The 25,024-nt window shown below is 28.4% G+C and carries 25 protein-coding genes and 3 pseudogenes; 5 read left to right on the top strand and 23 right to left on the bottom strand.

Translation table 11 applies throughout. From position 1 onward, the window contains the following. Window positions 1–256: 256 nt before the first annotated feature. The 6 genes from C4S76_RS11790 to C4S76_RS07040 all read right to left on the bottom strand — a co-directional run bounded on the left by C4S76_RS11790 (window position 257) and on the right by C4S76_RS07040 (window position 8,815). A complete protein-coding gene (locus C4S76_RS11790) occupies window positions 257–406 on the bottom strand; it encodes a hypothetical protein (RefSeq protein WP_181044081.1) in 150 nt (49 codons plus the stop codon). 38 nt (window positions 407–444) lie between these two features. Beyond that, window positions 445–879, bottom strand: a complete 435-nt coding sequence (locus C4S76_RS07060; protein ID WP_105193773.1) for a hypothetical protein — start codon at window positions 877–879, stop codon at window positions 445–447. Window positions 880–991: 112 nt separating this feature from the next. Beyond that, window positions 992–2,356, bottom strand: a complete 1,365-nt coding sequence (gene hisS / locus C4S76_RS07055) for a histidine--tRNA ligase (protein ID WP_105193772.1) — start codon at window positions 2,354–2,356, stop codon at window positions 992–994. Window positions 2,357–2,490: 134 nt separating this feature from the next. After that, a complete protein-coding gene (locus C4S76_RS07050) occupies window positions 2,491–3,033 on the bottom strand; it encodes a YagU family protein (protein WP_105193771.1) in 543 nt (180 codons plus the stop codon). A 281-nt stretch (window positions 3,034–3,314) separates the two neighbouring features. Then, on the bottom strand, window positions 3,315–7,505 hold the full coding sequence (locus C4S76_RS07045; RefSeq protein WP_105193770.1) for a T9SS type A sorting domain-containing protein: 4,191 nt from the start codon (window positions 7,503–7,505) through the stop codon (window positions 3,315–3,317). 5 nt (window positions 7,506–7,510) lie between these two features. Further along, window positions 7,511–8,815, bottom strand: a complete 1,305-nt coding sequence (locus C4S76_RS07040; protein WP_105193769.1) for a hypothetical protein — start codon at window positions 8,813–8,815, stop codon at window positions 7,511–7,513. A gap of 444 nt (window positions 8,816–9,259) precedes the next feature. Between C4S76_RS07040 and C4S76_RS07035 the strand changes: the two genes are divergently transcribed. From C4S76_RS07035 to C4S76_RS07020, 4 genes are read left to right on the top strand one after another with little or no spacing between them, the layout of a single operon-like run. After that, window positions 9,260–9,835: a CopD family protein gene (locus C4S76_RS07035; protein ID WP_105193768.1), complete on the top strand. Its 576-nt coding sequence runs from the start codon at window positions 9,260–9,262 to the stop codon at window positions 9,833–9,835. 2 nt (window positions 9,836–9,837) lie between these two features. Continuing rightward, a complete protein-coding gene (locus C4S76_RS07030; RefSeq protein ID WP_105193767.1) occupies window positions 9,838–10,566 on the top strand; it encodes an ABC transporter permease subunit in 729 nt (242 codons plus the stop codon). Further along, the gene (gene gldG / locus C4S76_RS07025; protein ID WP_105193766.1) at window positions 10,566–12,239 is read left to right on the top strand and encodes a gliding motility-associated ABC transporter substrate-binding protein GldG; all 1,674 of its coding nucleotides are present in this window, start codon (window positions 10,566–10,568) and stop codon (window positions 12,237–12,239) included. The genes C4S76_RS07030 and gldG overlap by 1 nt, the downstream gene beginning before the upstream one ends. Then, window positions 12,240–12,938, top strand: coding sequence for an SAM-dependent methyltransferase (locus tag C4S76_RS07020; RefSeq protein ID WP_105193765.1), 699 nt, complete (start codon window positions 12,240–12,242; stop codon window positions 12,936–12,938). It abuts the gene before it with no gap. Between the two features lie 276 nt (window positions 12,939–13,214). Here C4S76_RS07020 and C4S76_RS07015 read toward each other — a convergent pair whose 3' ends face one another. Beyond that, entirely contained in the window at window positions 13,215–14,021 is an 807-nt protein-coding gene (locus C4S76_RS07015) for an aminotransferase class IV (RefSeq protein ID WP_105193764.1), read from the bottom strand. A 50-nt stretch (window positions 14,022–14,071) separates the two neighbouring features. Then, entirely contained in the window at window positions 14,072–14,452 is a 381-nt protein-coding gene (locus tag C4S76_RS07010; RefSeq protein ID WP_105193763.1) for an START-like domain-containing protein, read from the bottom strand. 312 nt (window positions 14,453–14,764) lie between these two features. Between C4S76_RS07010 and C4S76_RS07005 the strand changes: the two genes are divergently transcribed. Next, the gene (locus C4S76_RS07005; protein WP_105193762.1) at window positions 14,765–15,355 is read left to right on the top strand and encodes an RNA polymerase sigma factor; all 591 of its coding nucleotides are present in this window, start codon (window positions 14,765–14,767) and stop codon (window positions 15,353–15,355) included. A 230-nt stretch (window positions 15,356–15,585) separates the two neighbouring features. On the opposite strand, the gene C4S76_RS07000 is transcribed toward C4S76_RS07005, so the two are convergent. The 15 genes and pseudogenes from C4S76_RS07000 to C4S76_RS06940 all read right to left on the bottom strand — a co-directional run bounded on the left by C4S76_RS07000 (window position 15,586) and on the right by C4S76_RS06940 (window position 25,006). After that, window positions 15,586–16,263 (bottom strand): DedA family protein, encoded by a 678-nt coding sequence (locus C4S76_RS07000; RefSeq protein ID WP_105193761.1) that lies wholly within the window; start codon window positions 16,261–16,263, stop codon window positions 15,586–15,588. A 45-nt stretch (window positions 16,264–16,308) separates the two neighbouring features. After that, window positions 16,309–17,550 (bottom strand): dicarboxylate/amino acid:cation symporter, encoded by a 1,242-nt coding sequence (locus C4S76_RS06995; protein WP_105193760.1) that lies wholly within the window; start codon window positions 17,548–17,550, stop codon window positions 16,309–16,311. Between the two features lie 92 nt (window positions 17,551–17,642). Next, window positions 17,643–19,064 carry a nucleoside recognition domain-containing protein gene (locus C4S76_RS11920; RefSeq protein WP_221404998.1) on the bottom strand — a complete coding sequence of 474 codons (1,422 nt, stop codon included), beginning with the start codon at window positions 19,062–19,064 and terminating at the stop codon, window positions 17,643–17,645. A 49-nt stretch (window positions 19,065–19,113) separates the two neighbouring features. After that, entirely contained in the window at window positions 19,114–19,971 is an 858-nt protein-coding gene (gene accD / locus C4S76_RS06985) for an acetyl-CoA carboxylase, carboxyltransferase subunit beta (protein ID WP_105193759.1), read from the bottom strand. 442 nt (window positions 19,972–20,413) lie between these two features. After that, window positions 20,414–20,704 carry an RHS repeat-associated core domain-containing protein gene (locus tag C4S76_RS06980; RefSeq protein WP_181044080.1) on the bottom strand — a complete coding sequence of 97 codons (291 nt, stop codon included), beginning with the start codon at window positions 20,702–20,704 and terminating at the stop codon, window positions 20,414–20,416. A 104-nt stretch (window positions 20,705–20,808) separates the two neighbouring features. Continuing rightward, complete coding sequence (locus tag C4S76_RS06975; protein ID WP_105193757.1) at window positions 20,809–21,210, bottom strand: hypothetical protein; 402 nt, start codon at window positions 21,208–21,210, stop codon at window positions 20,809–20,811. Between the two features lie 4 nt (window positions 21,211–21,214). Then, a pseudogene (locus C4S76_RS06970) lies at window positions 21,215–21,697 on the bottom strand (polymorphic toxin type 47 domain-containing protein); the annotation flags it as partial. A gap of 112 nt (window positions 21,698–21,809) precedes the next feature. Continuing rightward, window positions 21,810–22,331 (bottom strand): hypothetical protein, encoded by a 522-nt coding sequence (locus tag C4S76_RS06965; RefSeq protein WP_105193756.1) that lies wholly within the window; start codon window positions 22,329–22,331, stop codon window positions 21,810–21,812. A 4-nt stretch (window positions 22,332–22,335) separates the two neighbouring features. Then, window positions 22,336–22,713 (bottom strand): hypothetical protein, encoded by a 378-nt coding sequence (locus C4S76_RS06960; RefSeq protein ID WP_105193755.1) that lies wholly within the window; start codon window positions 22,711–22,713, stop codon window positions 22,336–22,338. A 12-nt stretch (window positions 22,714–22,725) separates the two neighbouring features. After that, window positions 22,726–22,992, bottom strand: a complete 267-nt coding sequence (locus tag C4S76_RS11915) for a polymorphic toxin type 8 domain-containing protein (protein ID WP_221404997.1) — start codon at window positions 22,990–22,992, stop codon at window positions 22,726–22,728. A 54-nt stretch (window positions 22,993–23,046) separates the two neighbouring features. Further along, window positions 23,047–23,217: pseudogene (locus C4S76_RS11910) on the bottom strand (RHS repeat-associated core domain-containing protein); the annotation flags it as partial. Between the two features lie 126 nt (window positions 23,218–23,343). Further along, a complete protein-coding gene (locus tag C4S76_RS06950) occupies window positions 23,344–23,766 on the bottom strand; it encodes a hypothetical protein (protein WP_181044079.1) in 423 nt (140 codons plus the stop codon). Between the two features lie 18 nt (window positions 23,767–23,784). Beyond that, window positions 23,785–24,126, bottom strand: a complete 342-nt coding sequence (locus C4S76_RS12200; protein ID WP_245915813.1) for a hypothetical protein — start codon at window positions 24,124–24,126, stop codon at window positions 23,785–23,787. Between the two features lie 99 nt (window positions 24,127–24,225). Next, window positions 24,226–24,363: pseudogene (locus C4S76_RS12195) on the bottom strand (RHS repeat-associated core domain-containing protein); the annotation flags it as partial. Between the two features lie 85 nt (window positions 24,364–24,448). Next, complete coding sequence (locus C4S76_RS06940; protein WP_105193752.1) at window positions 24,449–25,006, bottom strand: imm11 family protein; 558 nt, start codon at window positions 25,004–25,006, stop codon at window positions 24,449–24,451. Window positions 25,007–25,024: the final 18 nt, after the last annotated feature.

The following is a 25,024-nucleotide window of genomic DNA, read 5'->3' as shown; positions in this document are numbered from 1 at the left end:
TTGATCATTTAGATTACTTGAATATTTTAGAGTTTTTTTAGGATAAATGAATCTATAGACTCTTTGATCTAAAATTTGATAAATTTTAGGGTTTTTAAATCCCAAGATGGTTGAAGCCATTGGTAAACGAATTCCTCTTCGTTTTTTATCAAGTAATTTTAAAAGAATTTTTGTTGTTAACTCAATATTTAATTCATTATCTTCTCTATTTATTCTGTTAATTAGTAGGAGTGATTCATTGTCTATTTTTGCATATCTATTTACTCCATAGTATAATATTGTTGATTATATCTTGATCAAAATCTATATTTAAAGAATCTAATTCTTTTGTTAGTATCGGCTGGTAATTATAATTACCATTATCCAAATCATCTTGAGATAGTTCTATATCAAAAATTGTTTTCATTATTAAAAAGAACTTATATTAATAGTAGCTAATAATTATTATTTTATATTTTCTTTTTCTCTTTTTAAGAGGTCTTTTTTTGATTTATAATCTTTTTCAAGAATTTTTTTTTGAGCATTCTTTTCTCTTTTGTTCAGCTTGTCATTATTATCTATTCTCTCCTTATCTCTTTTATATCTATCTTCTAACAAATCTATTTTTCGTTCAATATCTTTTTTTCTTTCATCTTTATAATCTATATTATGATGATGGGTATGATAATTTTCTTTGTTATATTCTATATTATCTTGTTTTTGTTTTATTGCAAGTTCTCTTTTTTTCTCAGATTTTTCATAAGGTGTTAAAGAAGAATCTGAATTTATTTCTTCATATTTTCTACCATATTCTCTATTAATTTCTCTTTGATTTTTTTGAGCAAATGCGTTGGTAGAAACAACTATCAATACAAAAGACCGTATAATTAGCTTTTTCATAAATATTAAATTTATTTAATTGCTATAAGTATATCTAAAAATATACCATTCTTACTAAAGATAATTATAATTTTCTATTTAGAAGAAATTTATGTATTACAATAAATAAAGGTTAAGAAAAGAAAGTTTCTAATTCACTTATAGGTAAAGTTTTTTGCTCCCCAGTTATAATATTCTTTAAAGAAAGAGTTTTAGAGTTTATTTCTGTTTCTCCATAAAAGGCGACAAAAGGTATTGCATTTTTTTCTGCATATGTAAACTGTTTTTGAAGTTTCAATTTTTCAGGATATAAATCACAAGAAATATTTTTTCCTCTTAATTCTTGTATTAGTTTTAATGCCTGAAGGCTTTCTTTTTCACCAAAGTTAAAAAACAGAATTTGTTTTTTCTTATGTGCAGATTCAGGGAAAAGATTCAACTCCTCCATTACCAAATAAATACGATCGAGTCCAAATGAAATTCCTACACCGGATATATTTTTGACTCCAAATATTTCAGTTAAATTATCATAACGTCCTCCTCCTCCAATAGAACCTATGGAAACATTTTTAGCTTTGATTTCGTAAATAGTTCCCGTATAGTATTCCAATCCACGAGCCAGTGTTAAATTAAATACCAAATCGGCAGATTTAAGACCTATTTGTTTTGCTGAATGATAAATAAATTCCATTTCTTCAATACCTTTCTGTCCAACTTTTATATCCGTTAGAATTTCTTTTAATCGTGTAATTTTATCTTCAAAACTTCCGGATAATTCGATAATAGGAATTAATTTTTGGAGAGAGGTTTGTGCTATTCCTTTTTCTTTCATTTCATTCAACACTTTATCCAAACCTATTTTATCTAGTTTATCCAGAGCAACAGTAAAATCAATCAACTGGTCTTCAATAGAAGCATATTCAGCAATAGCAGCAAGTAATTTACGGTTATTGAGATGAATTTCTACAGGAATTTTTAAATCAGAGAATGAAGCATCATATAGTAATATAAAATTTACTTCATACCAAAGACTTTCAGATCCTACCACATCTGCATCGCACTGGTAAAATTCTCTATATCTACCTTTTTGAGGACGATCAGCTCTCCATACTGGCTGAATTTGGTATCTTTTGTAAGGTAAAGATATATTCCCTTGATTCATGGCTATATATCTGGCAAAGGGAACGGTTAAATCATATCGTAAAGCTTTTTCAGAAATGGAAGCAGTAATATTTTTAGATTTCCATTGTTCAATGTCAGGCATTTTTTTTCTGGCTTCAGAGAGGAAATCTCCGTTATTCAAAATTTTAAAAATAAGCCGATCTCCTTCCTCTCCATATTTTCCGGTTAAGGTATCTAAATTTTCGAAAGAAGGAGTTTCTAAAGGGGAAAAACAAAATTTTTCAAAATTAGCTTGTAATTTAGAAATAATATATCTCCTTTTTTGTATTTCTATAGGGTTAAAATCTCTAGTACCTTTAGGTATTCCTGGTTTCATAGCTTATTCTTAATTGGTCTTGACAAAGGTAAAGAATTGTTTTATACTCTAAAATTAAATTTTATTATTATAAGTAGTTGGATTAGCTTTTATAAAAAAACAGAACATTGAAAAATGTTCTGTTTTTTTATTAATTATCGAAAAGGAGATGTAAGTGGAATTTCCGAATCCGGTTCTTTAGTAATTCGGTTTCTTAAATCTCTACGGGTAAGTTCAATAATCCATGTCCAGAACATATGTCCGAAAAGTTCTGAAAAATGTTCTTCAAAAGGTTGATCCCAAGGTGGTGGGACAGTTCCTAAAATTGGCATTAATATCACATGGAAAGCAATATAAATAATCAATCCGTAGAGTGTTCCTTGCCATAATTTAATTTTAGGATAATATTCGGCTGCCACACAATAAATTATAGCAAATACAATAGAAAAAGAAAAATGAACTAGAAAGCTCATAATAGGACGAGGATTTCCATTAAAATAATAAACTGTATGAGAAAGGTCAAAAGACATACCTAATTGTTCCAAGAGCTGTTGAGGAGGATTGGTTAGGTCTCTTTCTGGTGTACGAGGGGGGAAAGGTATTTCCCAACCGAATTTAACAATCGCAGAAATAATTCCTGTAATAATTCCTACAATAATAGCCACTTTTTTTCTGGGATGTAATGTGAAATTTGTCATGAAAAAAATGTTTAAGTTTTATGTATTTACAGGTGAATATTTAAATTCAGAAGAAAAAATTTGTAATATTATTATAGTGAAGGTAAATGTTTTTACATTAAAAACAAAATAAAAAATTCGGTATATTGGTTTATACAATCAATTGCTGAATTAAATTGTATTGTTATTAAATACTTTTACTTTTTAATAAATAAAACAATCGTTAGAGTCTAGAACTGTAAAGAGATAAACTAAAAAAGCTATTCCTAAGAATAGCTTTTTTATAAATAGTGTATACAATTTTATTGTTTAATGATTTTTTTAGTAATTATTTGTTGTTTAAATTGAATTTTAATGATGTAAATTCCAGCAGGTTGATTTGCAATATCTATATTCCATTCAGTTTGATTTTTAAAGGGTTTAGAATAAATAACCTGTCCATTTATGTTAATAATTTGCATAGAACCTTCTTGGATATCGTTTAGTTCGATAGTAAATAGTCCGGATGTAGGGTTAGGGTAAATTTGTAAATCTTGTTCCAGAATGTCTTTTTTAACATTCATAGCTTTACTTGCAGAAGATATGAGATTCCAGCTATTAGGTGGAGGTGTAGCTCCCGTATATCTGGGTTCATCTTTTGCACAACGAATACTCATTGCAGACTCTAAAGGGAAATCGGCATTACCTACATTCATTATTTTTTCGGCAAATATGGTAGCTAAACCGTTTCCTCCCTGGTCCATAGTAGCAGACCATAATCCAGAAGTTCTGCTTCTGAATGCATCTAATTTCCCAGATCTTCTTATTAGATTTAAAGGGTAGGCACCAATAGGATATTCTGAATTTTTAAAAATCCATCCGGCAGTCCATCCGGTATTTAATTCAGTTCCTTTATAATATTTGATAATATCTCTATTTCCACTAATAGTTTTACCATTTTTTTTAACACCATGTTGTATGATTCCTAAAGAATTATCATAATCTCTTCCTCTTCCATTATACCATGGAGAAGTACCTTTAGCCATTAGAGAATCAAATGAACTAAAAGCAAAAGTATTATCCGGAACCCTCCATCCTGCAGGGCAGGGATCGAAAACAGATTTTTTAGTTCCATGTCCCCATCGTTCACTGTATATGTTTTTTCTATCAGTAAGCCAATCTTTTGAACCAGTTGTATTAGCAAGAAATGTTAAAGGGTTATTTATAGAATACTTTAATATTTGTTGAACATTTTCGTGTTCTTTATTTGTAGACTTTACCCCTGCTATTTGTGTATAGTTAGGGTAATTACTGACATACCTTGCCATATATTTTTCATCTGAGTTTAGAAAGGTAGGATAACTTACATTTCCATTAGCTGCGGTTTGACCTATCAATAATAATTTTTCAACACCAGAATATCCTACATAGAAAAACAAAGGAATAGGATCTTTACGTCCCCATTGGAAATGCAGTCCGCCGCTATTTTTTATAATTTCTTTGTAAGATCTAAATGAGCTAGGATTATCAATGAGTTCTTTAGGAAATGCATATTCAGCACCTAAATCTCTATCCATAAAGGTGGTGGTTAAAGGAGGTAGTCCGGTATTAGTAAGATTTATTACATGATTTCCTGTAGGCTTTATATCCTCTGTTGTATAGGTAATAGTATTTTGTTCCGGATCTCCGTTAGGTACCCAAATGTGCCAACTCCAATAAATAGGGTCTGTTGCATTTTTATTATTTCCTATATGTAAGGCAACAACAGCATTTCCTCTAACATTTTCAATTAGATTAACTACAATATTTGCATTTTCATCAGCACCTTCTACATATACGGATTTTACAATTGCCGGTACAGTAGACCATACAGCACTGGCAAATAATTGATTTCCCGAAGGCCAGCCATGATCTGTAAGGTACTGGTTATACACTGAGTATGCTTTGCTTACTGGGATTTTTATTTGAGTAGCACTATTTTTTATAATGTAACTATTAGGGTTATCAAGACCTTTGGTATAATTGAATTCTTTAGCAGTAATATATTTGGTAGCATAGTTATTTAATTTGGAATGGTTAGGATCTTGTATACATCGTATAGTGTTTCCTTGGTACGTAGATGCACCGCTATGAGGTCCAATATACCACCTTTCAGGAATATTTTTATTTCTAAATGCAAGTTCTGCAAGGGATTGTAAATGAAGCTGTCTAGCAAACCATTTAGAGGAGGTAGCTCCCCATGTGAATGTTTCCGAAAATTGATCTTGTGCTATTAATGTATTGTAATTATCATATTTCCATATTTTACCAGTTAATGGATAATTTCCTAATAGGCTAACATTAGAATTAGAAAATGGAGTTTTGAAATTAATACCTAAAGCAGGATAAAATATTACATTAGCATAGCGCCCTTCATATTTAATAGCTGTGTTTGCATTAGTATCAATAAACGTTCCTTTATAACCACCGGGTTCTTCACCAGATTGTCCTCCCCAGGGAGAAACCACACTAGCTCCAGATTCTCCTCCTCTGTAAGAGGGAACTCTCCATCCTTCTGGACAAGGGTCGAAAGGGGATTTTAATTTATAAGTAGAATTTGTATTGCTCCAGTCTCCTCCAATTTTTCCTTCATAATTATCACTCCATAAGTTAAATGCTGTATCTGAAGATTCTAATATTTGTTCTGAAAACCAATGTTGGCCTGTTGGAGGATTAATGAGTTTAAAGGGATGTTGTACGGAATAGGGGATATTTTGATTGATATCAGAATAAGGTCTTGGTGTAACTCCTTGTTGTTCCTGATAAAATAATCCTGAATTGGTGCTTCCTATAGTACCGGTTACATTATAATGCGTCTGGTCTTTATAGACTAGTGGAGGAAAAGGATCTTTTCTACCCCATTGGTAATAAAGTCCACCAGATTTATTCCATTCATTACCAAGAAAATTTTTGCTGGTAGCTCCTAAGTTACGATCCATAAATTTAGGAGTAAATATATTTCCATCTATATCTCTTTCAGGATATTTTGGGTGTCCATATTCAACACCTTTTGTAGGATCATCAGTCACCCATACATGCCAGCTCCAGTATACAGGATCTTCATTATTTCCTTTAGGACCTGAGTGCAGGGCTATAACAGCGTTTCCTTTGCCTCTTAATTTATCTATCAATACTTCGATTTCAGCGGATTCAGGTTTTAATTGGACAGATTTTATTAAACCAGATACATCTTCCCAATATATAGAGGCAGAAGGAATGCCGTTAATAGAGATCCCTTTCATATAAGGTCCATACTTCCACATATCATAAGCTTTTTTTATTGGAATGTAAAGACCTACGTTATTTGCATTATTTATATCAAATATATAACTGTTAGGAGCGTAAATATCGTTACAATTATCTATGTTTATATATTTATCTATCAATAAACTTGAATAAGAGTTATTAGCATATTTAACCTCTAAAAAAACGTTGTATTTTCCTGATTGTTTAAAAATTATGGATGGTTGGGCTTCAGAAGATAAAATTGTATCTTTTTCATTGTAAAATTTCCATGAATATGAAACTGGAGAACCTTGAGAGGTTGATTTGAATTGTATAGGAATACCAACACAAGTTTCTGAATTTTCAATTTTAAATTCGGCTTCTGGTGAAATAATAGAATATTTCTTTTTTACACTACCATTTAAAACAAAACCTGTACTACCAGCTTCGTTTCTTACCCATCCTTTAATAACATGAAGTCCTTTGGATATTGGTATATTATAAATTACTTCGTTAGTAATGGTGTCTCGAGGGTCTGTAGACCAACTATTAAAAAAACCTTGATAGGTGTAATTAGGAATTGCAACATAAGTTTCGGCAATAACTTTTTCATCTAGAAAAACTTTTACCTGATTTTTTCCTAATGCTCTGAAATTAAGTACCCCATCTTCAGAAAGATTAAAGGTACGTATAAATTCATGTTGGAAAGTATTTAGGGAAGCCATTCCAGTATTACGATTTGACATATATCGAGCTTTATGTGTATCAATCAAATCTGATCTGGAAGGTAAAGACCAATTATATTGTTCGGATACACGGGCCGGTACAATAGATTCTGTATTACTAAATAGATTTCTGTATTTCCAATTGGGCTCTAACTCTCCAATCTCACATAAAGTACCATCTTCTTTTCTACCACTAGTTAGGTCTATCATAACTTCTCCTTCTTTTATTGTAAAAAAGATAGTTTTAGTAGAAGAGCTAGAAGAATTTGTAATTTTTAGTGTAGCAAGATGATAACCTGTTTTAGTATAAGATACTATAGGGTTGTTATCAGTAGACGTAGAAGGATTTCCATCTGGGAATTCCCAAAAAACAGATGTAAAGTTACCGGAACTGTTATTAATAAATTTAAATTTACTTTTTTTTGGAGTTATAGATTCAGAGTTAACAGAAAATTTAGCAATTAATCCCTGTCCTAAAGACATTTGGGATAAAAGCACTAAAAAAAATAAAATGTTTTTTTTCATAGTAATTATATTATTAGATTTTTATATTTTTTTAATTTAGTTTTATAACAATGTTTACTAATAACAAAAGAAGCAAACAATAAGATAATAGGCACATAAGGATAATGAAATTTACTTCCGCCGAATAAAAGTAGATTCATAACTGTTCCTAATACCCAATATAATAAAAGAGCTTGTGCTATTTTATTTTTTTCTTTAATAATAAGATAAGATCCAAAAAGAGATAATAATAAGCAAGTTACATAAAACAATTGATTATAAAATAACAACCATTGAAATTTATTGTATTTAGGAAAAGTATGAATCATTTTTAGTGTGTAATCTCTACCTTGTACAGGAGCTTTTATATTGCCTGATAATGCGCTCATGGCATGTGAATCACTACAATACAAATAAAAAAATTTTTTTGGAAATAATAATATCCACTGAGTAGGATGTTTTTTTATCCAGAAAATAGCTCTTTCTTTCCAAATATGATCTAATTCAGTGACATCTAAAGAAGTATTTGAGCCAATATATCCTAGATTACCTTTTTTAAAAACTTCTTTACTAAAACTTCCATCAGCATGATCGTTGGCTCCGATTAATAAATTATAACCTCCTGTAGTAGATTGGAAAACAAAACTTCCAAATCTTTCATAAGTAGTAAAACCAATAATAAAAACGGTAAGAACTATGGAGGATGCTAAAATTGTTAATTTTTTAATTTTATTAATTAGATTGTCGTTAGAATAAAAAGTTAAAAAACAAAGTACAATAAATAAAATAAATAAAAAAGGTCTCATCCAATTTGCAAAACCAATTAAAATTCCTGTAAGAATAATGTAGATTATTTTATTTTTAGTAAATAAAATAATTAAGGTAAAAGCCAACATAGTATATACCAATTCATTTCCTGTGAGGCAAACAATTCCATAGTTTGTAGGATAAATTGAAAAAAGTAATAAAACAATGTAACCTGTTTTTTCATTAAAATATTTTTTTCCTATATAAAATAATTCATAACCTAAAATGGCATTTATAGCAACATTAATTAATAGTATACCTTTGACATGTTTTACAATAATTAATAAAAAAGCTAAATAATTTACATATCCGGGTGAGTGTATAAAAAAAGAATAGTCTAATTTATAGTCGGGATAATTGTCTATAAGAGAAGGATACCATTCTCCGGAATTTATTATTCGATAAGCTAAACGTAAGTAATTTTCTGAATCATCAACCTGAGATGCATCAGAAACTAACACAATTATACATTGTATAAAAATAGAAAGAATATAACATATAAAAACTATTGATTTAAATTTCATATTTGAAAATTATGTATAAATATATAATTATATATTGAATTATTATGACATTAATTTGTATATAGTCATGTATTTTATTTTAATCTATTAAATTACATTTGGAGAGATGAAATGTAAATGAAAATGTTAAAAAACAAACTTAAAACTAGTTAAAGGTTGCTAAATATAGTCTGAATAATTAAAAAAGCATAGCATTTTTTTCATAGAATTAATTTTAGTTAATAGTTAATTAATGTTTTGTTAATTTTTTTTATATAAAATATGGGTAAATATAGGCAAAATTTTTATTTGTTTATATTTTTTATTATTTTGATTTATACTTGATGAATTGGATGTATGCCTATATTGTGTAGTATTGTTTTACATTATTTAGATATACATATCCCAATATAATTTTAAAATAATCGAAAATTGCTAAATTCGCAATGAAAATAAAATCAATTTATGCATATTCCAGATATTCCCAGTTATTATGCCCTTAAGGCAATCCATATTATATTTATGGTTAGTTATTTTGCTGGCATATTTTACCTAATTAGGCTTTATGTATATTATATAGATGCAAAAGATAAACCTGAGCCGGAAAGAGAAATATTAAGGAAACAATATATATATATGATTTCTCGTTTGTGGGATATCATAACTGTGCCTGCAGGTATTATCATGTTAATTACGGGAATTTTTATGATGATTAATACTAAAGGAGATATATCTTTTTATATACTTAGAGAACCTTGGTTCCATATTAAATTAGTATTTGTCTCTTGTCTTGGAGTTTATCATTATTGGAGTTGGAGATGTATTAAAAGGATAAAAAAAGGAACATTCCATACAACATCTGTACACTTAAGAATGATGAATGAAGTTGCTACAATTATACTTTTTGCTGTAATATTTATTGTGATATTTAAGCAATATTTTATGGGAATGTGGTTAAGTTTATTAATAAGTTTTGTCGTCTTGGTATTTGTAATTATGATGGTTGTCAAGTTTGTAAACAGAAAGAAAAATAAAAAATAAAAATGTTTTCTATATTTAAAAAAGAGATAGGTACCTATTTCGGTACAATGGGAGCGTACATTATTGCTTCTATTTTTACAATAATATGCACGTTATTTCTTTGGTTTTTTGATAATAATTTTAATATATTCAACATTGGGCTAGCAAATTTAAATAACTTTTTTGTTTTATCCCCATGGGTTTTATTATTTCTAATTCCTGCTCTAACTATGAAATCTATTGCCGAAGAAGAAGAAAATAATACATTAATATGGCTTTTTTCTCAGCCAATATCAATATTTTCTGTGGTTTTAGGTAAATATTTTGCCATTTTAACACTAGTATTATTTTCGCTTTTAGGAACAATAGTTTATGTCTACAGTACTTATATGATAAGTTTACCAACCGGAAATATAGATTTAGGAATGGTTTTGAGTGGATATATAGGGTTGATTTTTTTATCTATGACTTTTATTTCTGTAGGTATCTTTGCTTCTTCATTAGTAAAAAATCAGGTATTAGCATTTATTTTAGGTGTGTTTTTGTCCTTTTTCTGTTTTTTTGGCTTTGAAAATTTGGCATCATATAATTTATTAGGCAATTTTGATTATATATTACAAAAAATAGGATTTTATCAACATTATATTAGTTTTACTAAAGGTATTATAGATACACGCGATTTGGGATATTTCTTATTTATTACTTTCCTTTTTCTTACAATCTCTATAAAATTTATTAAAAGAAAAAAATAATGACAATTATAAAAAAAAATATAGGAATTTTAATTTTTCTTTTATTTACAATCATACTTATCTCTGGAATTATTAATAGAAGGATTGATTTGACTTCCGATAAAAGGTATACTTTAACAGAAACAACAAAAAAACTTGTAAAGGGAATAAACCAACCCATGGAAATTGAAGTATATTTAGAGGGGGATTTTCCAGCAGACTTCAAACAATTACAATATGAAACACTTAATTTATTAGAGGAATTAAAAAGGGTTAATTCAAATATTACTTATAAACTGGTCGACCCAATTAAAGACAAAATATCTCAAGATACACTTCAGGCAATGGGAATGCAACCATCAGCGCTAAGAGTAGAAAAAGATGGGGTCTCCAAACAAATAATATTATTTCCTTATGCTACCATAAAATATAAAGGATATGGACACACTGTACCTCTGATAGTAGAGCAGGGAGGAATATCGGCAGATGAGCAAATGACGAAATCCATAGAAGGGTTAGAATATGGTTTTTCCGATGCCATTGATAAATTATCCCGAGAACATTTAAAATCAGTAGGAATTCTTGTTAATCAAAAAGAATTAAATAAATTAGAGATGTATAGTTTGTTTAACAGGATTATACAAAATTATAATTTCGGTCCTATTCTTCCTAAAGACAGTCAATCTTTAAAAATTCAGGATCTCTCTAATATGAAAAGATTTGATGCTATTATAATAGCAAAGCCCAGAAAAGCATTTACAGAGGAAGAAAAGATAACGGTAGATCAATATATTATGAATGGAGGAAAAACATTATGGGCTATTGATGCAGTAAATGCCGAAATGGATACACTATTAAAATCCAATAAAATATTAGCCTATCCTTATGATTTAAACCTCACAGATTTATTATTTTCTTACGGAATACGTATTAACCCTTCGGTTATAAAAGATGTTCAGAATCCTGCCTATATTAATTTACAAGTAGGGGAAGTGCAAGGGAATGCTCAAAATGCAAGAGTTCCATGGGTATACTTTCCATTAGGAATATCAATGAATAATCATCCTATAACTAAAAATATTAATCCTATAAAATTTGAATTTCCTTCACCTATTGAGATTTTAGATGTAGATGGAATAAAAAAAACAATATTATACCAAACATCACCATATACCAATGTTCAGGGGGTTCCGTCTTATATATCTTTAGAAGAGGCCAAAATTTCCAATAAAGACTCAATGAATTTAAAAAACTATAATAACGGTTCTAAAATTATGGCTGTTTTAATGGAAGGAAAATTTAATTCTGCTTATTCCGGACGTATAGAAGCAACAGAAATCAAAGGCTTTATTCCACAGAATCCAAAACCAAATAAAATGCTTGTAATATCTGATGGAGATGTAGCTCGAAATCAGGTTATAAAAGGACAACCAATTCCTTTAGGATTAGATTATTCCACAGGGGTTACATATGGGAATGAAGAATTTTTAATAAATGCGTTAGATTATTTAATGGATGACAATGGATTGATGGAATTAAGAAACAGAACCGTACAGATGAGATTATTAGACAAACAAACTATCGTAATGGATAAATCTTATTGGCAATGGTTTAACATGCTTATGCCATTAGGATTTTTTTCAATATTTGGGGCAATATTGATAATATGGAGAAGAAAAAAATTTAGCAAATAAATGGAGGCTTTATATTTATTACCTGCTTATTTAGGAGAAACGTCTCCTAAAAATATATTTTCTGAGCAAGAAATTAGTCTTTTACAAGAACTGAAATTTTTTGTAGCCGAAAATGAAAAATCAGCCCGCAAGTTTATTAAATTTTTATGTCCTAATGTAATACAGAAAGAACTTTCATTTTCTATATTAGATAAAAGAACTTCTGAACAACAAATACCAGAAATAGCACAACCTCTAATAGAAGGACATTCTATAGGACTAATCTCAGAAGCGGGGCTTCCCTGTATAGCAGATCCGGGTAATCTACTAGTTTCCTGGTGTCATACTAAAGGGATAAGGGTAATTCCCATAAATGGTCCCTCTTCAATAATTTTAGCATTAATTGCAAGTGGATTAAACGGACAAAATTTCACCTTTCATGGCTATTTACCAATAGATTCATTACAAAGAAAGAAAAAACTACAACAATTGGAAAATATTTGTAAAGTTAGCCATACAGCTCAAATATTTATGGAAACACCTTATAGAAATCAATCGCTATTTGAAGATTTATTAAAAGGACTAAAAAGCTCTACTCATTTATGTATAGCAACAAACATTACACTTCCGGATGAATCGATTAAAACTTTCACAATAGGAGAGTGGAAGAATAAAAAAACCGATTTTCAAAAAAAACCGACCATATTTATCATTCAATAAAAAAATACTGTACACTCTAAAATTTGTAAATGGTCTTGTATAAAAGAAAAAAATAAATGTACTATTTACACTATAAAATAATTTGATTATATAAAGACTAATAAAATATAAAATGTACATACATTTGCATATGAGAATAAGGGATATTTAGTATTCCTTGTTTTAATAAGCCGATTACACTTTATGTGTAATTTTCTTTCTCATTTTTTTGTGGTTTTAGTTTGAGGTCGCTTTTTGCGACCTTTTTTCATTTATTATCCTTATTCCTTACTAATACTATGCATTTAATGCATATCCGATAAATTTTTTAGCTAAATAATGAGTTATCTCAGTATTAAATGTAGTTTTTCTTATTTTATTTATAGGAATAATACCCTTTTGATCACTTAAAATAAATATTTCATTAGCAGATTGAGTCTGAAAAGGAGATAGACATTCTTCCTTATAAATAAATTCCGTTTTCTGTCTTAGAAAAATAAGAAAATTTTTTTTGAGACAAGAAATAAAAGCTCCTTCAGAATTAGGATTAGATAAAATTACATTATTATTAACTAGAAAAATATTTCCGAAAATAGACCTACTAATTCTTTTTTCACCATTGAGCAGAATAACTTCCTGTAATTGGTTTTCCTTAGCATATTGATCTGCTATAAGGTTGATAGGATGAAAAATTGAAATTGCAGACAATAACGACGGAGATATGATAATATCTTTGTAAACTTCCATCTTATTTTCAGCAGAAATAAAAAAATCTTTATATGGTAAAAATTCTATGATAAAAGAAGGAGTATTTAAGTTTCTAAAAACAGTTATTTTTATACATCCTTTATAAATTTCATTCTCTTTACATAATAATTTAATTTGATTTTCAAACATTTGCGGAGTATATGACATAGGGATAGAGATGCGCATTTTTCTCATATTCGCCATAAGCTGAAAATAGACATCTTCCCAAAATATCAATCTATGCTGAAATACCCAACAATAAACATTGACAAAATCTCCGCTAAAATAATTTTTTTGGTTGTAACCAATAAGTAGGTCTTTCTCTTTAATTATTTCTTGATTGAAAATAACTTTCATAATAAAATTAAAGAAATATATTAATTATAAAAAATCAGTAATGAGATAATTTAAGATCCAATGATTTTTTTAAGGTCATCTATCAAATTCGTCCAATACAATTTAGAGCTATCTAAATCACTTTCTTCAGTAAAATCAGTAATAATTAAAGCCACATCATTAGTAACCTCATCAACATGTATAGCTAATTCCCAAAAATATTTAGTGCCTTCATCTTCTTCCCACCTGAATCTTACAAAAGATTCTTCCTTATATCTTATCAAGTTGGCTGACTCTTGTTGGTCTCCCCAGTAAAATGTAAATTCATCACCACGTTCTATGACATCATCTGCCAACCATTCGCTCATTCCCGATGAGGTTCCAATATACTCAAACAAAAGAGAAGTTGAACACTTCATGCTAAATTCTAACTGATATTTTACTTTATTCATATGAAAAAAAATGATTTGAGAGCGCAATATATAAATTTGTTACATATTTTAAAAATATACATTTAATATTTATAAGTTATTTTTTTTAAGAATCATAATTTATATTTAATATAAATCATGTATTATTTTAATAATTAGCATTATTTGTTAAAATTATAAATAAATAGTTTATAAAAAGTTTTTTTTATATAAAAAAATATGTAGTTTAAAAATTTTATCATTAGATTTGCATAAACCTAATAAAAAGTAGCTCGTGAATAAAATTCTACTCTATTTAAATAAAAAATTATAATTATTAAATTCTGTAGAACTATGATTAAAAAAACTGATTGTGAACTAGTTATTGCTTATATTGAAGGGAAAGAAGAAGCTCTCGAAATATTACTTAATAGACATAAGTTAAAAGTATTTAACTATATTAATAGAAAAGTAAATAATCAGGAGTTAGCAGAGGATTTATTTCAAGATGTTTTTATAAAAGTTCTATTAACTTTAAAGGAAGGGAAGTATAATGAAGAGGGAAAGTTCTTACCATGGGTGTTAAGAATATCTCATAATTTGATTATTGATTATTTTAGAATGGTCAATAAAACGAAAGTTATTAATGAATCCTCCAATACCTACAATGAAGATTATAGTATATTTGATTTTGTCAAAATTGCTGAGTCATCTATAGAAGATTTAATCATTGATGAACAAATAAATAAAGATCTGAAAAAACTAATAGCAACTCTACCCAAAGATCAAAGAGAAGTTTTAGAATTAAGATTTTATAAGGAGTTAAGCTTTAAAGAAATTGCGGAGGAAACGAATGTAGGAATAAATACAGCCTTAGGAAGAATGAGATATGCTATTATAAATTTAAGAAAGTTAATAGAGAATAATAATATTGTTTTTTTATAAAAATTAACATAATAAACTTATCAGAGTGGCGTTATATTAAAAATTTTAATAAAAATAAAGCCATATTATATGCAAAATAAATCTACAGACTTTAATAATAAAAATGTAGGACCCTCTGAGTATACAGTTAATTTTGTATTAAATTTTTCTAAAAGTTTAAAAATTATAAAGGTAAAATCAATGAATAGAATACTTGTGTGCTGTAATTAAATATAAATATATTTTTTACCTTATATAGAGTTATCATTCTCTCCTTCTTTCTTTTTAAAAAACAATTTGAATAATACAGGTCCTGTAGTTACTAAAACCATTATTAAGACAATAATTTCAATATGTTTTTTTAAATCAAAATCAAGGTTATTTAAAAAGATTTTATACAAATAATGTCCGGAAAATATTAATAAAAAAGACCAAGCAATTGAGCCAATTATATTATATAAGAAATATTTTCCTTTATTCATTTGAACAATCCCGGCAATAATAGGAGCAAATGTTCTTAATATGGGTAAAAATCTGGCTAAAATAATGGCTCCTCCGCCATGTTTATCATAAAAATCTTTAGCTTGAAATAAATAACGTTTTTTAAAGATAATAGTATCTTTCCTGTTGTATAAATAAGGCCCACTTTTTTTTCCAAACCAATAACCTACTTCATTTCCAATTATTCCGACAATTGAAACTAAGGAAGAAAGTAAAAGAACATTCAAAAAATCCGACTTTATAAATACAATTTCCTGAATTAATTCCTTACTATAAATCCCGGAAAGGAATAACAAACTGTCTCCGGGAAGAAAAAAACCAGCAAATAAGCCTGTTTCTGCAAATATGATAAATAAAACTAAATAAATACCACCAAGTTTGATATAGAATTCCGGATTAACTAATTGACCCCAGCTAAAATCATGCATTTATACTCTTTTAAAAAGGTTTGTGCAAAGATATTAAAGATTTAATTAACTATCTAAACTTTTTTCCCATTTACTTACGGAAGTAGCAGCTAAAGCATTGCCTAGTACATTTGTTATACTCCTAACCATATCACAAAAATGATCAATTGGAAGTATCAAAGCAATTCCTTCAGGAGGAATACCAAACATGGAACAAACCGCTACAACTACTATAAGAGAAGCTCTAGGTATTCCAGCCATGCCTTTGCTGGTAAGCATTAAAACTAATAACATAGTCAATTGTGTTGGAATATCTAAATGAATCCCATAATATTGGGCAATAAAAATGCTGGCAAAGGTCATATACATCATACTTCCATCTAAGTTAAAAGAGTAACCTAAAGGGAGAATAAAAGAAACAATTTTCTCATTGCATCCAAAATTTTCTAATTCTTCTACCAATTTAGGAAATACAGCTTCACTGCTGGAGGTAGAAAAAGCAATTAACAAAGGCGATTTTATTTGTTTAAGTAATTTAAACAAACGTTTTCCTAATACAAAATAACCAACCAGTAAAAGAACAAACCAAAGGATTAATATTGCTATACCGAAAGCAAAAAGATAGCGTACATAAGTAATAAAAATAGAGAGCCCTTTTTCAGCAACAATACTGGCGATTGCCCCTAATACTCCTATAGGTGCCGTCCACATCACATAAGTTACAATTTTTAATATAACGTGAGAAACTGTATCTAGAAGTTTAGTAAGAGATTCCCCTTTTTTTCCATAAGCACTTAGAGCTATACCGAAAAAAATAGAAAAAATAACAATTTGTAAAATCTCATTATGAGCCATTGCCTCTATGGCACTTTTAGGAATCATATGATTGATGAAGGTTTCTAAGGTTAAGCTTTGGGAATTTGTGATTAGTTCATTAGCAGCTTCTTTATTGATTTGTCCCATATTTCCTATATCTTTTCCGGGAGCAAAATAGTTAACAAAAAATAATCCTATAAATAAAGATACTAAAGAAGCAGATATAAACCACAACATAGCTTTACCTCCAACTCTTCCTACCATTTTCAGATCTCCCATTTTAGCAATGCCTACGACTAAAGTAGAAAATACTAAAGGAGCTACTACCATTTGAATTAGTCGTATAAAAATAGAGCTTAAGATTTTTATATTTGAAGAAAATTTATTAATTGTTATTTCAGGGCAAGTTATATGGACAAAATATCCTAAAATTACTCCTAAAATTAGTGCGATAATAATTAATGTAAAAAGTAAATTATTAATTTTCTTCATATACAAATATTTTATTTTAAATATATCAAAAATACAAATATATTTTGGTTAAAAGATGTTTAATGTTATTTTAATGAAAAATTGCTATAATATTATCCGAAGAAATAATAAGCAATAAAAATGGCAGCTATAACTCCCATTAATTCTGTAAGCAAGCCGGCAGTAATAGAATATCTAATTCTTTTGATACCTATACTACCAAAGTATAAAGCGATAATATAAAAAGTTGTATCTGCGCTTCCTTGAAAAACACAAGATAACCTTCCTGCAAAAGAATCTGCTCCGTAAGTTTGCATCGTTTCAATCATTAATGCTCGACTTCCGCTTCCGCTTAAAGGCTTCATTAAGGCAGTAGGTAGTGCAGGAATAAAATCAGTATTAATTTGCGTTAACTTAAATATAGAAGAAATTCCTGTAAGAATATAATCCATAATCCCACTATTTCTTAATAAACTAATTGCGGCAAGCATAGCTACTAAATAGGGAATAATTTTTACAGCAACTCCAAAACCTTCCTTAGCACCGTCAATAAAACTGTCAAATACATTAATTTTTTTTATGAATGCTCCCGATATAAATACAGTTGGGATAAGTAATAATAAAACATTACTCATTACACGGGAAGTGGTTCCACGTTCAAAATTAATAAATTCTTGATTAGCCTTAGAGATAATACTAGGGGTTAAAGAAGATTCGTCTATCTTTAGTTCTTTTTGAAAAGAAATAGGATATAGTTTTATAAAATCATCAACCTTGATATTTTCTGGTTTTTTAGTCTTTGGAGTGATATGAGTGTTTATATAATCTTTAGCAAATTCAGTATGCGAATTTGCAGAATTTTTAATGTAAAAAGATAGTCCAAAAATAAATAGGATGGCTATGCCTAATCCTAGCAAAATACTGGGACTAAAAAGTTTTAATTTTTGACGAATCCCTACAATTATAATCCCAAATAATGTGGTGCAAAAAGTACCTACAATACAAGGTATAAAGATATCAGTAGGATCTTGTGCTCCATTTAAATATCGATAGAGCATAATGGATGCAGGGATAAGGGTAAGTCCGGAAGTATGAAGGACCAAAAACATAATCTGAGCGTCAGTAGCTGTATCTTTTTTTGTATTTAGAGATTGAAGACTATCCATAGCCTTCAGACCTAAAGGAGTAGCAGCATTATCCAAGCCTAATAAATTTGCACTAAAATTCATCATCATATTACCAATTGCCGGGTGGTCTTTGGGAACAGATGGAAATAATTTACTGAAAAAAGGTCCGACTATTCGGGATAAAAACCTTATAGCTCCTGCATTTTCACCTATTTTCATTATTCCTAACCAAAAAGTCATCATACCGGCTAAAGGTAAAGCAATTTCCATTACGGCTACTTTCGTAGTATCAAAAAGTCCGTCTACCATATGTTTAAATACAGTAGTATCTCCTAAAAATATAAGTTTTAATAGTCCTACCAAGAAAGATAGGATTATAAAGGCGATCCATATATAATTAAGAGTCATTTAAAAATTAACTAGGTTTATGAATTATGAAAAAGCACAAAACTAAAGATTATTTATTAGCTTTTTTATAGATCAATAAGTCTACGATTTCTGACAATGTGTTTTTTAAGTTTTTACGGTTTACAATAAGGTCAATAAACCCTTTTTCTAATAGAAACTCAGCAGATTGAAATCCTTCGGGGAGTTCTTTTCCTATAGTTTCTTTAATAACACGGGGTCCGGCAAAGCCTACTAATGCTCCCGGTTCTGCAATAATAATATCACCCGTAGAGCCAAAAGAAGCTGTTATTCCTCCAAAAGAAGGATCAGTTAATATAGAAATATAAGGTAATCCAGCTTCTCCTAACTGAGCTAGTTTTGACTCAATTTTGGCAAGTTGCATAAGTGATATTCCTGCTTCTTGCATTCTAGCACCTCCAGATTGACAAATAATTACATAAGGAAGCTTATATTTTAAACAATAATCTATTGCCCGTCGTATTTTTTCTCCTACCACAGATCCAATAGATCCTCCAATAAAACTAAAATCCATACAGGAAATATATATAGTTTTGCCATTTACTTTACCAACAGCATTTCTAATAGCATCAGTTAGCCCTGTTTTGGTTTTAGCTTCTTTTATTCTATTTTTATAAGGTTTAGTATCAGCAAAGTTTAAAGGATCTTTACTACTAACTTTTTCGTCTAGTTCAGTGAATTTACCGTTATCAAATAAAATTTCGTAATATTGTTTACTTCCAATTCTTACATGAAAACCATCTTCGGGACTAACATAATAATTAGCTTTTAATTGGTCTGTTTCTATAATTTTTCCTGTAGGAGTTTTATACCACAATCCTTTAGGAACATCCATTTTTTCACTATAGTCAGTATTAATATTTTTTTTACTTCTAGTAAACCATCCCATAAGTTGCTTTTTTATTTAGGCTGTAAATATAGAAAAAAAATAATTATTGAAGTTTCAATATTTTAGCGGGTGAATTTGAAATAAATAATAATTAAATAATTTTTTTATATGGATTTATATTATTTATTAAATTATTTAGTAATTAAGTATTCTATTATAGAAAATATTTTTTGTAATAATCCCATCAGATCTATTAATTAAAAGAATAATGGTTATGGCTCTAAAAGTTTTTTTATTATTTATAAAATTATGAATTTAAGCCATACCCAGCATTTTATCTTTATATTTAACAATTAGAAAAATCATCTCCATACCTACGGGATACTATTTCATCAGGACTTAACCCTAGCTCACCGGGTGCACTAGCATATCCCGTATAAGGTTTTCCATTTTTTTATTCCTTGGTAAGTAACATGAGTTCTTCCAGTTCCCGTTGATATATTTAATCCAAACCAGTTATCCAACTATTAACATCATGAACATAGGAATAAAACCTGTATCCTCCTCCTAAACCAATAGAATCTTGGCGTATATACATTTCACTATCTGGAGAATAATACCTAAATCTATTATTGTATAACCCGGTTATCTTATCTTCATATTGTCCCTGATAACGGAAAGGGATAGAAAAACGGTTGTTAAACTTATCTTCCTTTACTTTTCCGTAAATATCCAGCTCTACTTCCCAAATCAGTTCGCCTTGGTCATTGTATGCCTGATAAGGAGTACCCAAATAATCGGGAACTATGGAATATTTCTTTCCGTTCCTTAGTTTGGCAATTGGGGTAAACTATTTTAAATATAGCTTGATAATCAAGAATTCATATTCCTTACTCATTATAATTCAACCAATAATAATTCATCATGGTCATTCTCGCATAACAGTTTGTTCATTTCTAAATTAATGATGTTATATTCAAAATAATTACATTCCCCAACAATATTTATAAAATCTTCAATTGTGGATAATAATAGAAAGTTAGTATCATCTTCTATTACAATCCATACACTTTCATTTGGTTTAAAAAAATTAATGATTTGCTTATATAGGTATTTAGTATCATAAGTAAATGATTGAGGTTTTTTTATAAACTTCAACCACCATACTCTAGGGTTTCCAATTACAAATTTAGTTTGAATTTTTGTAATTATATTTTTACTTAATTTAGTATCTTCAAATAAGACTACTTTATTATCAAAAGATAATTGTTTTATGGCTTGTATTATTTCATTTTTCATATTTTTAATGGTTATGTTTTATAACACCTTTTCCTTTATTAGGTGATCTATGAGGGTGAGTTTCTCCCTCATAAGTCAAATTATAACGTTCTGCTCCACCAGCTCCCCTTTTATCTCCTTGTTGTACTCCAATGTGAGGTTTATCATGTCCATGAGAAATATCCATATCAGCATGAGCTGAATCATATGCTACTTTAGAACCATTAGAACCTTTAAACTCTACTTCTGTTCCAGTAATTGGATAATACTTTGTAGGAGAAAATGTTACAGTTACATCTCCTCCGGAAGCAAGATCAAAAGCAGCTTCTCTTGCTTCATCAAAATTTGGAAAATGAAATACTTTATTAAGCCCTAATGGATCAATAAATAAATTAATATTATTTACGTAACTTAGCTTATTACCTCCTAATAACCTTATCGGATCCTGACTAATATACATTCCACTATCAGGTGAATAATACCTAAAACGGTTATAATACAGCCCGGTTTCCTCATCTTCATGTTACCCCTTTGTGGTGTAATTAACTATCTAAATTGATTTAATTTCTAGAATAATTTTTAAAAATGATTATATATACAAAAATCTCTATAATAATATTTTATTCATTACTAAAGGGATAGTAAGTTCTCATATCAATGCTTGATTCTATTTTATAAAAATAAACTCTTATTCTAACTACAACTAAGTTTTCATTTATCAATAATTCGTAGCGTAAATCTTCATATTGAAATATTATTCTATTTACTTGATTTATATTATATAAAGAATAATAAATTCTAAGATAGCTACATTCGGTTAAACAATTACTTATATTTTCAATATTTAAAGAATCAAATTTATATGGGATTCTTTTGATAAGATAATTAATATTTTTAGGATAATTATAAGTATCAAGGTCTATATATTCTATTTGAGGTTGCACTTTAATGGTTTCTGCTATAAAACCAATCATAATACCTTTTTTTTCAATTTCAAAAGGAAATTCATCTATCTCATCATAATCATAATCAGACAAAAGGTCTGTAATTTTGAATTTAAATATATTCTCAAAAATTTTCTTTAAATTTTCATTTCTTATATCTTCACAAAATAAATGTGAAGTTATTTTATTATTTTCCATAGTTTTATAACAAATTATTCTTTCTTAATGTATCATAAAAGTCTCCATCACTTTCCATGTTTTCTATAACCTTTTTAGTCAGTTCTTCTGACGTCAAATTAAAAGATTCTTGTCCAAATACTGGATGAATAGAAAAAAGTATTTCTTGATGATTCTCTTTAATCCATTTGAGTAATTCAATAGTACTAACTTTACTTAATCTAATTGTTTTTTGAGAAGAATTTAAATATGCATCCATATAATATTCATCTTGCCATAACAGTAACGAACTGCTATTATCATTTCCAACAATTACTTGAAAAGTATCCTCTGAAGTAATTGTATTAAGAAAATTTTTTTCTCTTTGTAAATAATTTGAGTTTTGAATATTTTGTTTTTTCATTAAAAATATTGTTTAATGTTTCTTTTTCATATGTTCACCTTTTTTAGAGACACCTTCATTATTTTTAGCACCATAGTCATCATACTTATGTTGTAATTGATGATTAGAGACCAAGTTTAATTCTGAAAACCTGTAATCATATCCTTTTGCATTTTCATACCCTCTAAAGTGAGCTCGATCATATCCTGGAGGTAGGGTCATTTTACTAAATGGCACACCCTTATTATATTGCTGTTGAAACCATCCCCTTATGTGTCTTGGTAGCTTTTTATCAGTCATTAAATTCTTATGAAGAGCTGCTTTCCCTGCATTTGACCTTGCTAACCCAAATGGATCTACCCAATAATTGGAATCTGTTACATATGAATAAAAATTCAGTCCTCCTCCTAACCCATAAGGATCCTGGCTTATATACGTTCCAGAATTATTATCATAATACCTAAATCTATTATAGTATAATCCTGTTTCTTCATCTTCGTACTGTCCTTGGAAACGGAAAGGTATGGAAAAACGGTTGTTAAACTTAACCTCTTATTTCCAGCGCGACAGTCTGGCTCATTCACTAAAAACGTTCTCAACGTTTTTTAACGCTCTGTTTTCATAAATATCTAATTCTACCTGTCAGGAAAATCAAGCAACTGTTATATCTTCAATATTAAACTCATAGTCCATTTGACAAGAAATTTTCATTTCTGTAAAAATTTTATTTGATTCAAAAAAAATAATCATATCTTCATTATAAAAATTTATCCTCTTAATTTTAAGATCATTCTTTAATTTATATATATCTTGCTTAGAATATTCATAATCAATACCTTCATAAGCAGCATCCGTAATTTCTTCTGAGACAAAAGTAGTTATCTTACTTATTTTATTCTTATCTAATTGAATGATAAAATCTTTACTCTTGTTAATCAATTCTTTGAAATCTGAGATATCAGCTGCTTTTTTTTCTATATTGAATGAGAACTCAACAGAGTCGTATAGATTAGGAATAGCCATAACTCCTATCAATTGATTATTTTTTATTTGAAAATTATTTATAAAATCCATATGATTCATAATTGAGTCTTAATGTTTATGATCTAAGTTGACAGAATTTCTTCTTCTTGCTTGTGTATCATATTCATAAGCAGAAACTTTACCTGTTGTTATATCTGTTTCAATTTGTAATACTTTATTATTGCCCGATTTTTCCCATATATAATGCATTTTAGTATCATAAGCGAAATATTCTGCTGTAACACCTTTATCAGCGACAAAATCTCTTATAGCAGGCTGACCTCCAGGTTTACAAGGATTAAGCTGTCCAACCATTTTTAAATGATCTCCAGGATTTACTAAATCATTAATATCATTTAAAAATTTTCTTTCAGTATGAGTAAGTAATGCTTGTTGTTGATTAGGCTTCATACCCATAAACATACCACCACTAGTATATGTTTCTGAAAATATTGTTTGTCCATTTCTAGTAACTGAGGTTTCTAAACCATGAACTAAACCATATACATCAATCTCAATATTAGTATTAGGAACATATGCATATAGACATTGATTATTTCCAGCTAACTTTATCGGATCCTGACTAATATATGTTTCGGAATTACAATCATAATACCTAAACCGATTATAATATAACCCTGTCCTGATTGTTATTAGAATGAAAAACTAAGAAAAAATGTACATTTTCTTTCTTAGTTGATTATATTTTTTTAATTTAAATAATTTATCATTATTACCTAATGAATTTAATACTGTTAATATTATTACTTGTCATAACATTTTTAAATTCATCAGAAACAATAATTTTATTATCATATATACTTCGAATAATGTTATATACTAATCCATATTCTTCTAATGGAGAAGTATCTAAAATAATTTTAGTGAATTTATAAGAGTGGTCTACTGGATGAATTGTAAATTCTGACCGTTCTAAATCATAACATTTTAATTTATTAAATATATTTATAGCAAAATATTTTTCCAAAGATGTGTTTTTATATGTAATAATTGTTGAAAAAATCTGTACTTCATTTGAAAAATAAGATTCTATTAATTCTTTTAACTTTTCACTAATTAAAAAACCTCCTCCTACTGTTTCTAAAACGTCATATTTTATTATATCATCTTTTGATAAATCACTATTTTCAGAATCTTCATAAATTAATGGAGTATCTATTTTTTCATTTATAAACTTACCTATCGCTAAATAGGAACCATTAATTGTGTTTTTTAAACTAAATTTTAGTGGTAAATTAGGTTTACTTGTTATTTTAAGAAAATAATTCATATAATTTTTACTTATTAT

This window comes from Apibacter adventoris, assembly GCF_002964965.1.
Lineage (GTDB): Bacteria > Bacteroidota > Bacteroidia > Flavobacteriales > Weeksellaceae > Apibacter > Apibacter adventoris.
Note: the sequence above shows the minus strand (reverse complement) of the source record. Positions and strands in the feature narration are given on the sequence as shown.

What these genes read in the sequence shown, in the direction of transcription:
- C4S76_RS11790 (WP_181044081.1), bottom strand. Translation starts at nt 406, where the DNA reads ATGAAAACAATTTTTGATATAGAACTATCTCAAGATGATTTGGATAAT.
- C4S76_RS07060 (WP_105193773.1), bottom strand. Translation starts at nt 879, where the DNA reads ATGAAAAAGCTAATTATACGGTCTTTTGTATTGATAGTTGTTTCTACC.
- hisS (WP_105193772.1), bottom strand. Translation starts at nt 2,356, where the DNA reads ATGAAACCAGGAATACCTAAAGGTACTAGAGATTTTAACCCTATAGAA.
- C4S76_RS07050 (WP_105193771.1), bottom strand. Translation starts at nt 3,033, where the DNA reads ATGACAAATTTCACATTACATCCCAGAAAAAAAGTGGCTATTATTGTA.
- C4S76_RS07045 (WP_105193770.1), bottom strand. Translation starts at nt 7,505, where the DNA reads ATGAAAAAAAACATTTTATTTTTTTTAGTGCTTTTATCCCAAATGTCT.
- C4S76_RS07040 (WP_105193769.1), bottom strand. Translation starts at nt 8,815, where the DNA reads ATGAAATTTAAATCAATAGTTTTTATATGTTATATTCTTTCTATTTTT.
- C4S76_RS07035 (WP_105193768.1), top strand. Translation starts at nt 9,260, where the DNA reads ATGCATATTCCAGATATTCCCAGTTATTATGCCCTTAAGGCAATCCAT.
- C4S76_RS07030 (WP_105193767.1), top strand. Translation starts at nt 9,838, where the DNA reads ATGTTTTCTATATTTAAAAAAGAGATAGGTACCTATTTCGGTACAATG.
- gldG (WP_105193766.1), top strand. Translation starts at nt 10,566, where the DNA reads ATGACAATTATAAAAAAAAATATAGGAATTTTAATTTTTCTTTTATTT.
- C4S76_RS07020 (WP_105193765.1), top strand. Translation starts at nt 12,240, where the DNA reads ATGGAGGCTTTATATTTATTACCTGCTTATTTAGGAGAAACGTCTCCT.
- C4S76_RS07015 (WP_105193764.1), bottom strand. Translation starts at nt 14,021, where the DNA reads ATGAAAGTTATTTTCAATCAAGAAATAATTAAAGAGAAAGACCTACTT.
- C4S76_RS07010 (WP_105193763.1), bottom strand. Translation starts at nt 14,452, where the DNA reads ATGAATAAAGTAAAATATCAGTTAGAATTTAGCATGAAGTGTTCAACT.
- C4S76_RS07005 (WP_105193762.1), top strand. Translation starts at nt 14,765, where the DNA reads ATGATTAAAAAAACTGATTGTGAACTAGTTATTGCTTATATTGAAGGG.
- C4S76_RS07000 (WP_105193761.1), bottom strand. Translation starts at nt 16,263, where the DNA reads ATGCATGATTTTAGCTGGGGTCAATTAGTTAATCCGGAATTCTATATC.
- C4S76_RS06995 (WP_105193760.1), bottom strand. Translation starts at nt 17,550, where the DNA reads ATGAAGAAAATTAATAATTTACTTTTTACATTAATTATTATCGCACTA.
- C4S76_RS11920 (WP_221404998.1), bottom strand. Translation starts at nt 19,064, where the DNA reads ATGACTCTTAATTATATATGGATCGCCTTTATAATCCTATCTTTCTTG.
- accD (WP_105193759.1), bottom strand. Translation starts at nt 19,971, where the DNA reads ATGGGATGGTTTACTAGAAGTAAAAAAAATATTAATACTGACTATAGT.
- C4S76_RS06975 (WP_105193757.1), bottom strand. Translation starts at nt 21,210, where the DNA reads ATGAAAAATGAAATAATACAAGCCATAAAACAATTATCTTTTGATAAT.
- C4S76_RS06965 (WP_105193756.1), bottom strand. Translation starts at nt 22,331, where the DNA reads ATGGAAAATAATAAAATAACTTCACATTTATTTTGTGAAGATATAAGA.
- C4S76_RS06960 (WP_105193755.1), bottom strand. Translation starts at nt 22,713, where the DNA reads ATGAAAAAACAAAATATTCAAAACTCAAATTATTTACAAAGAGAAAAA.
- C4S76_RS11915 (WP_221404997.1), bottom strand. Translation starts at nt 22,992, where the DNA reads ATGACTGATAAAAAGCTACCAAGACACATAAGGGGATGGTTTCAACAG.
- C4S76_RS06950 (WP_181044079.1), bottom strand. Translation starts at nt 23,766, where the DNA reads ATGGATTTTATAAATAATTTTCAAATAAAAAATAATCAATTGATAGGA.
- C4S76_RS12200 (WP_245915813.1), bottom strand. Translation starts at nt 24,126, where the DNA reads ATGAAGCCTAATCAACAACAAGCATTACTTACTCATACTGAAAGAAAA.
- C4S76_RS06940 (WP_105193752.1), bottom strand. Translation starts at nt 25,006, where the DNA reads ATGAATTATTTTCTTAAAATAACAAGTAAACCTAATTTACCACTAAAA.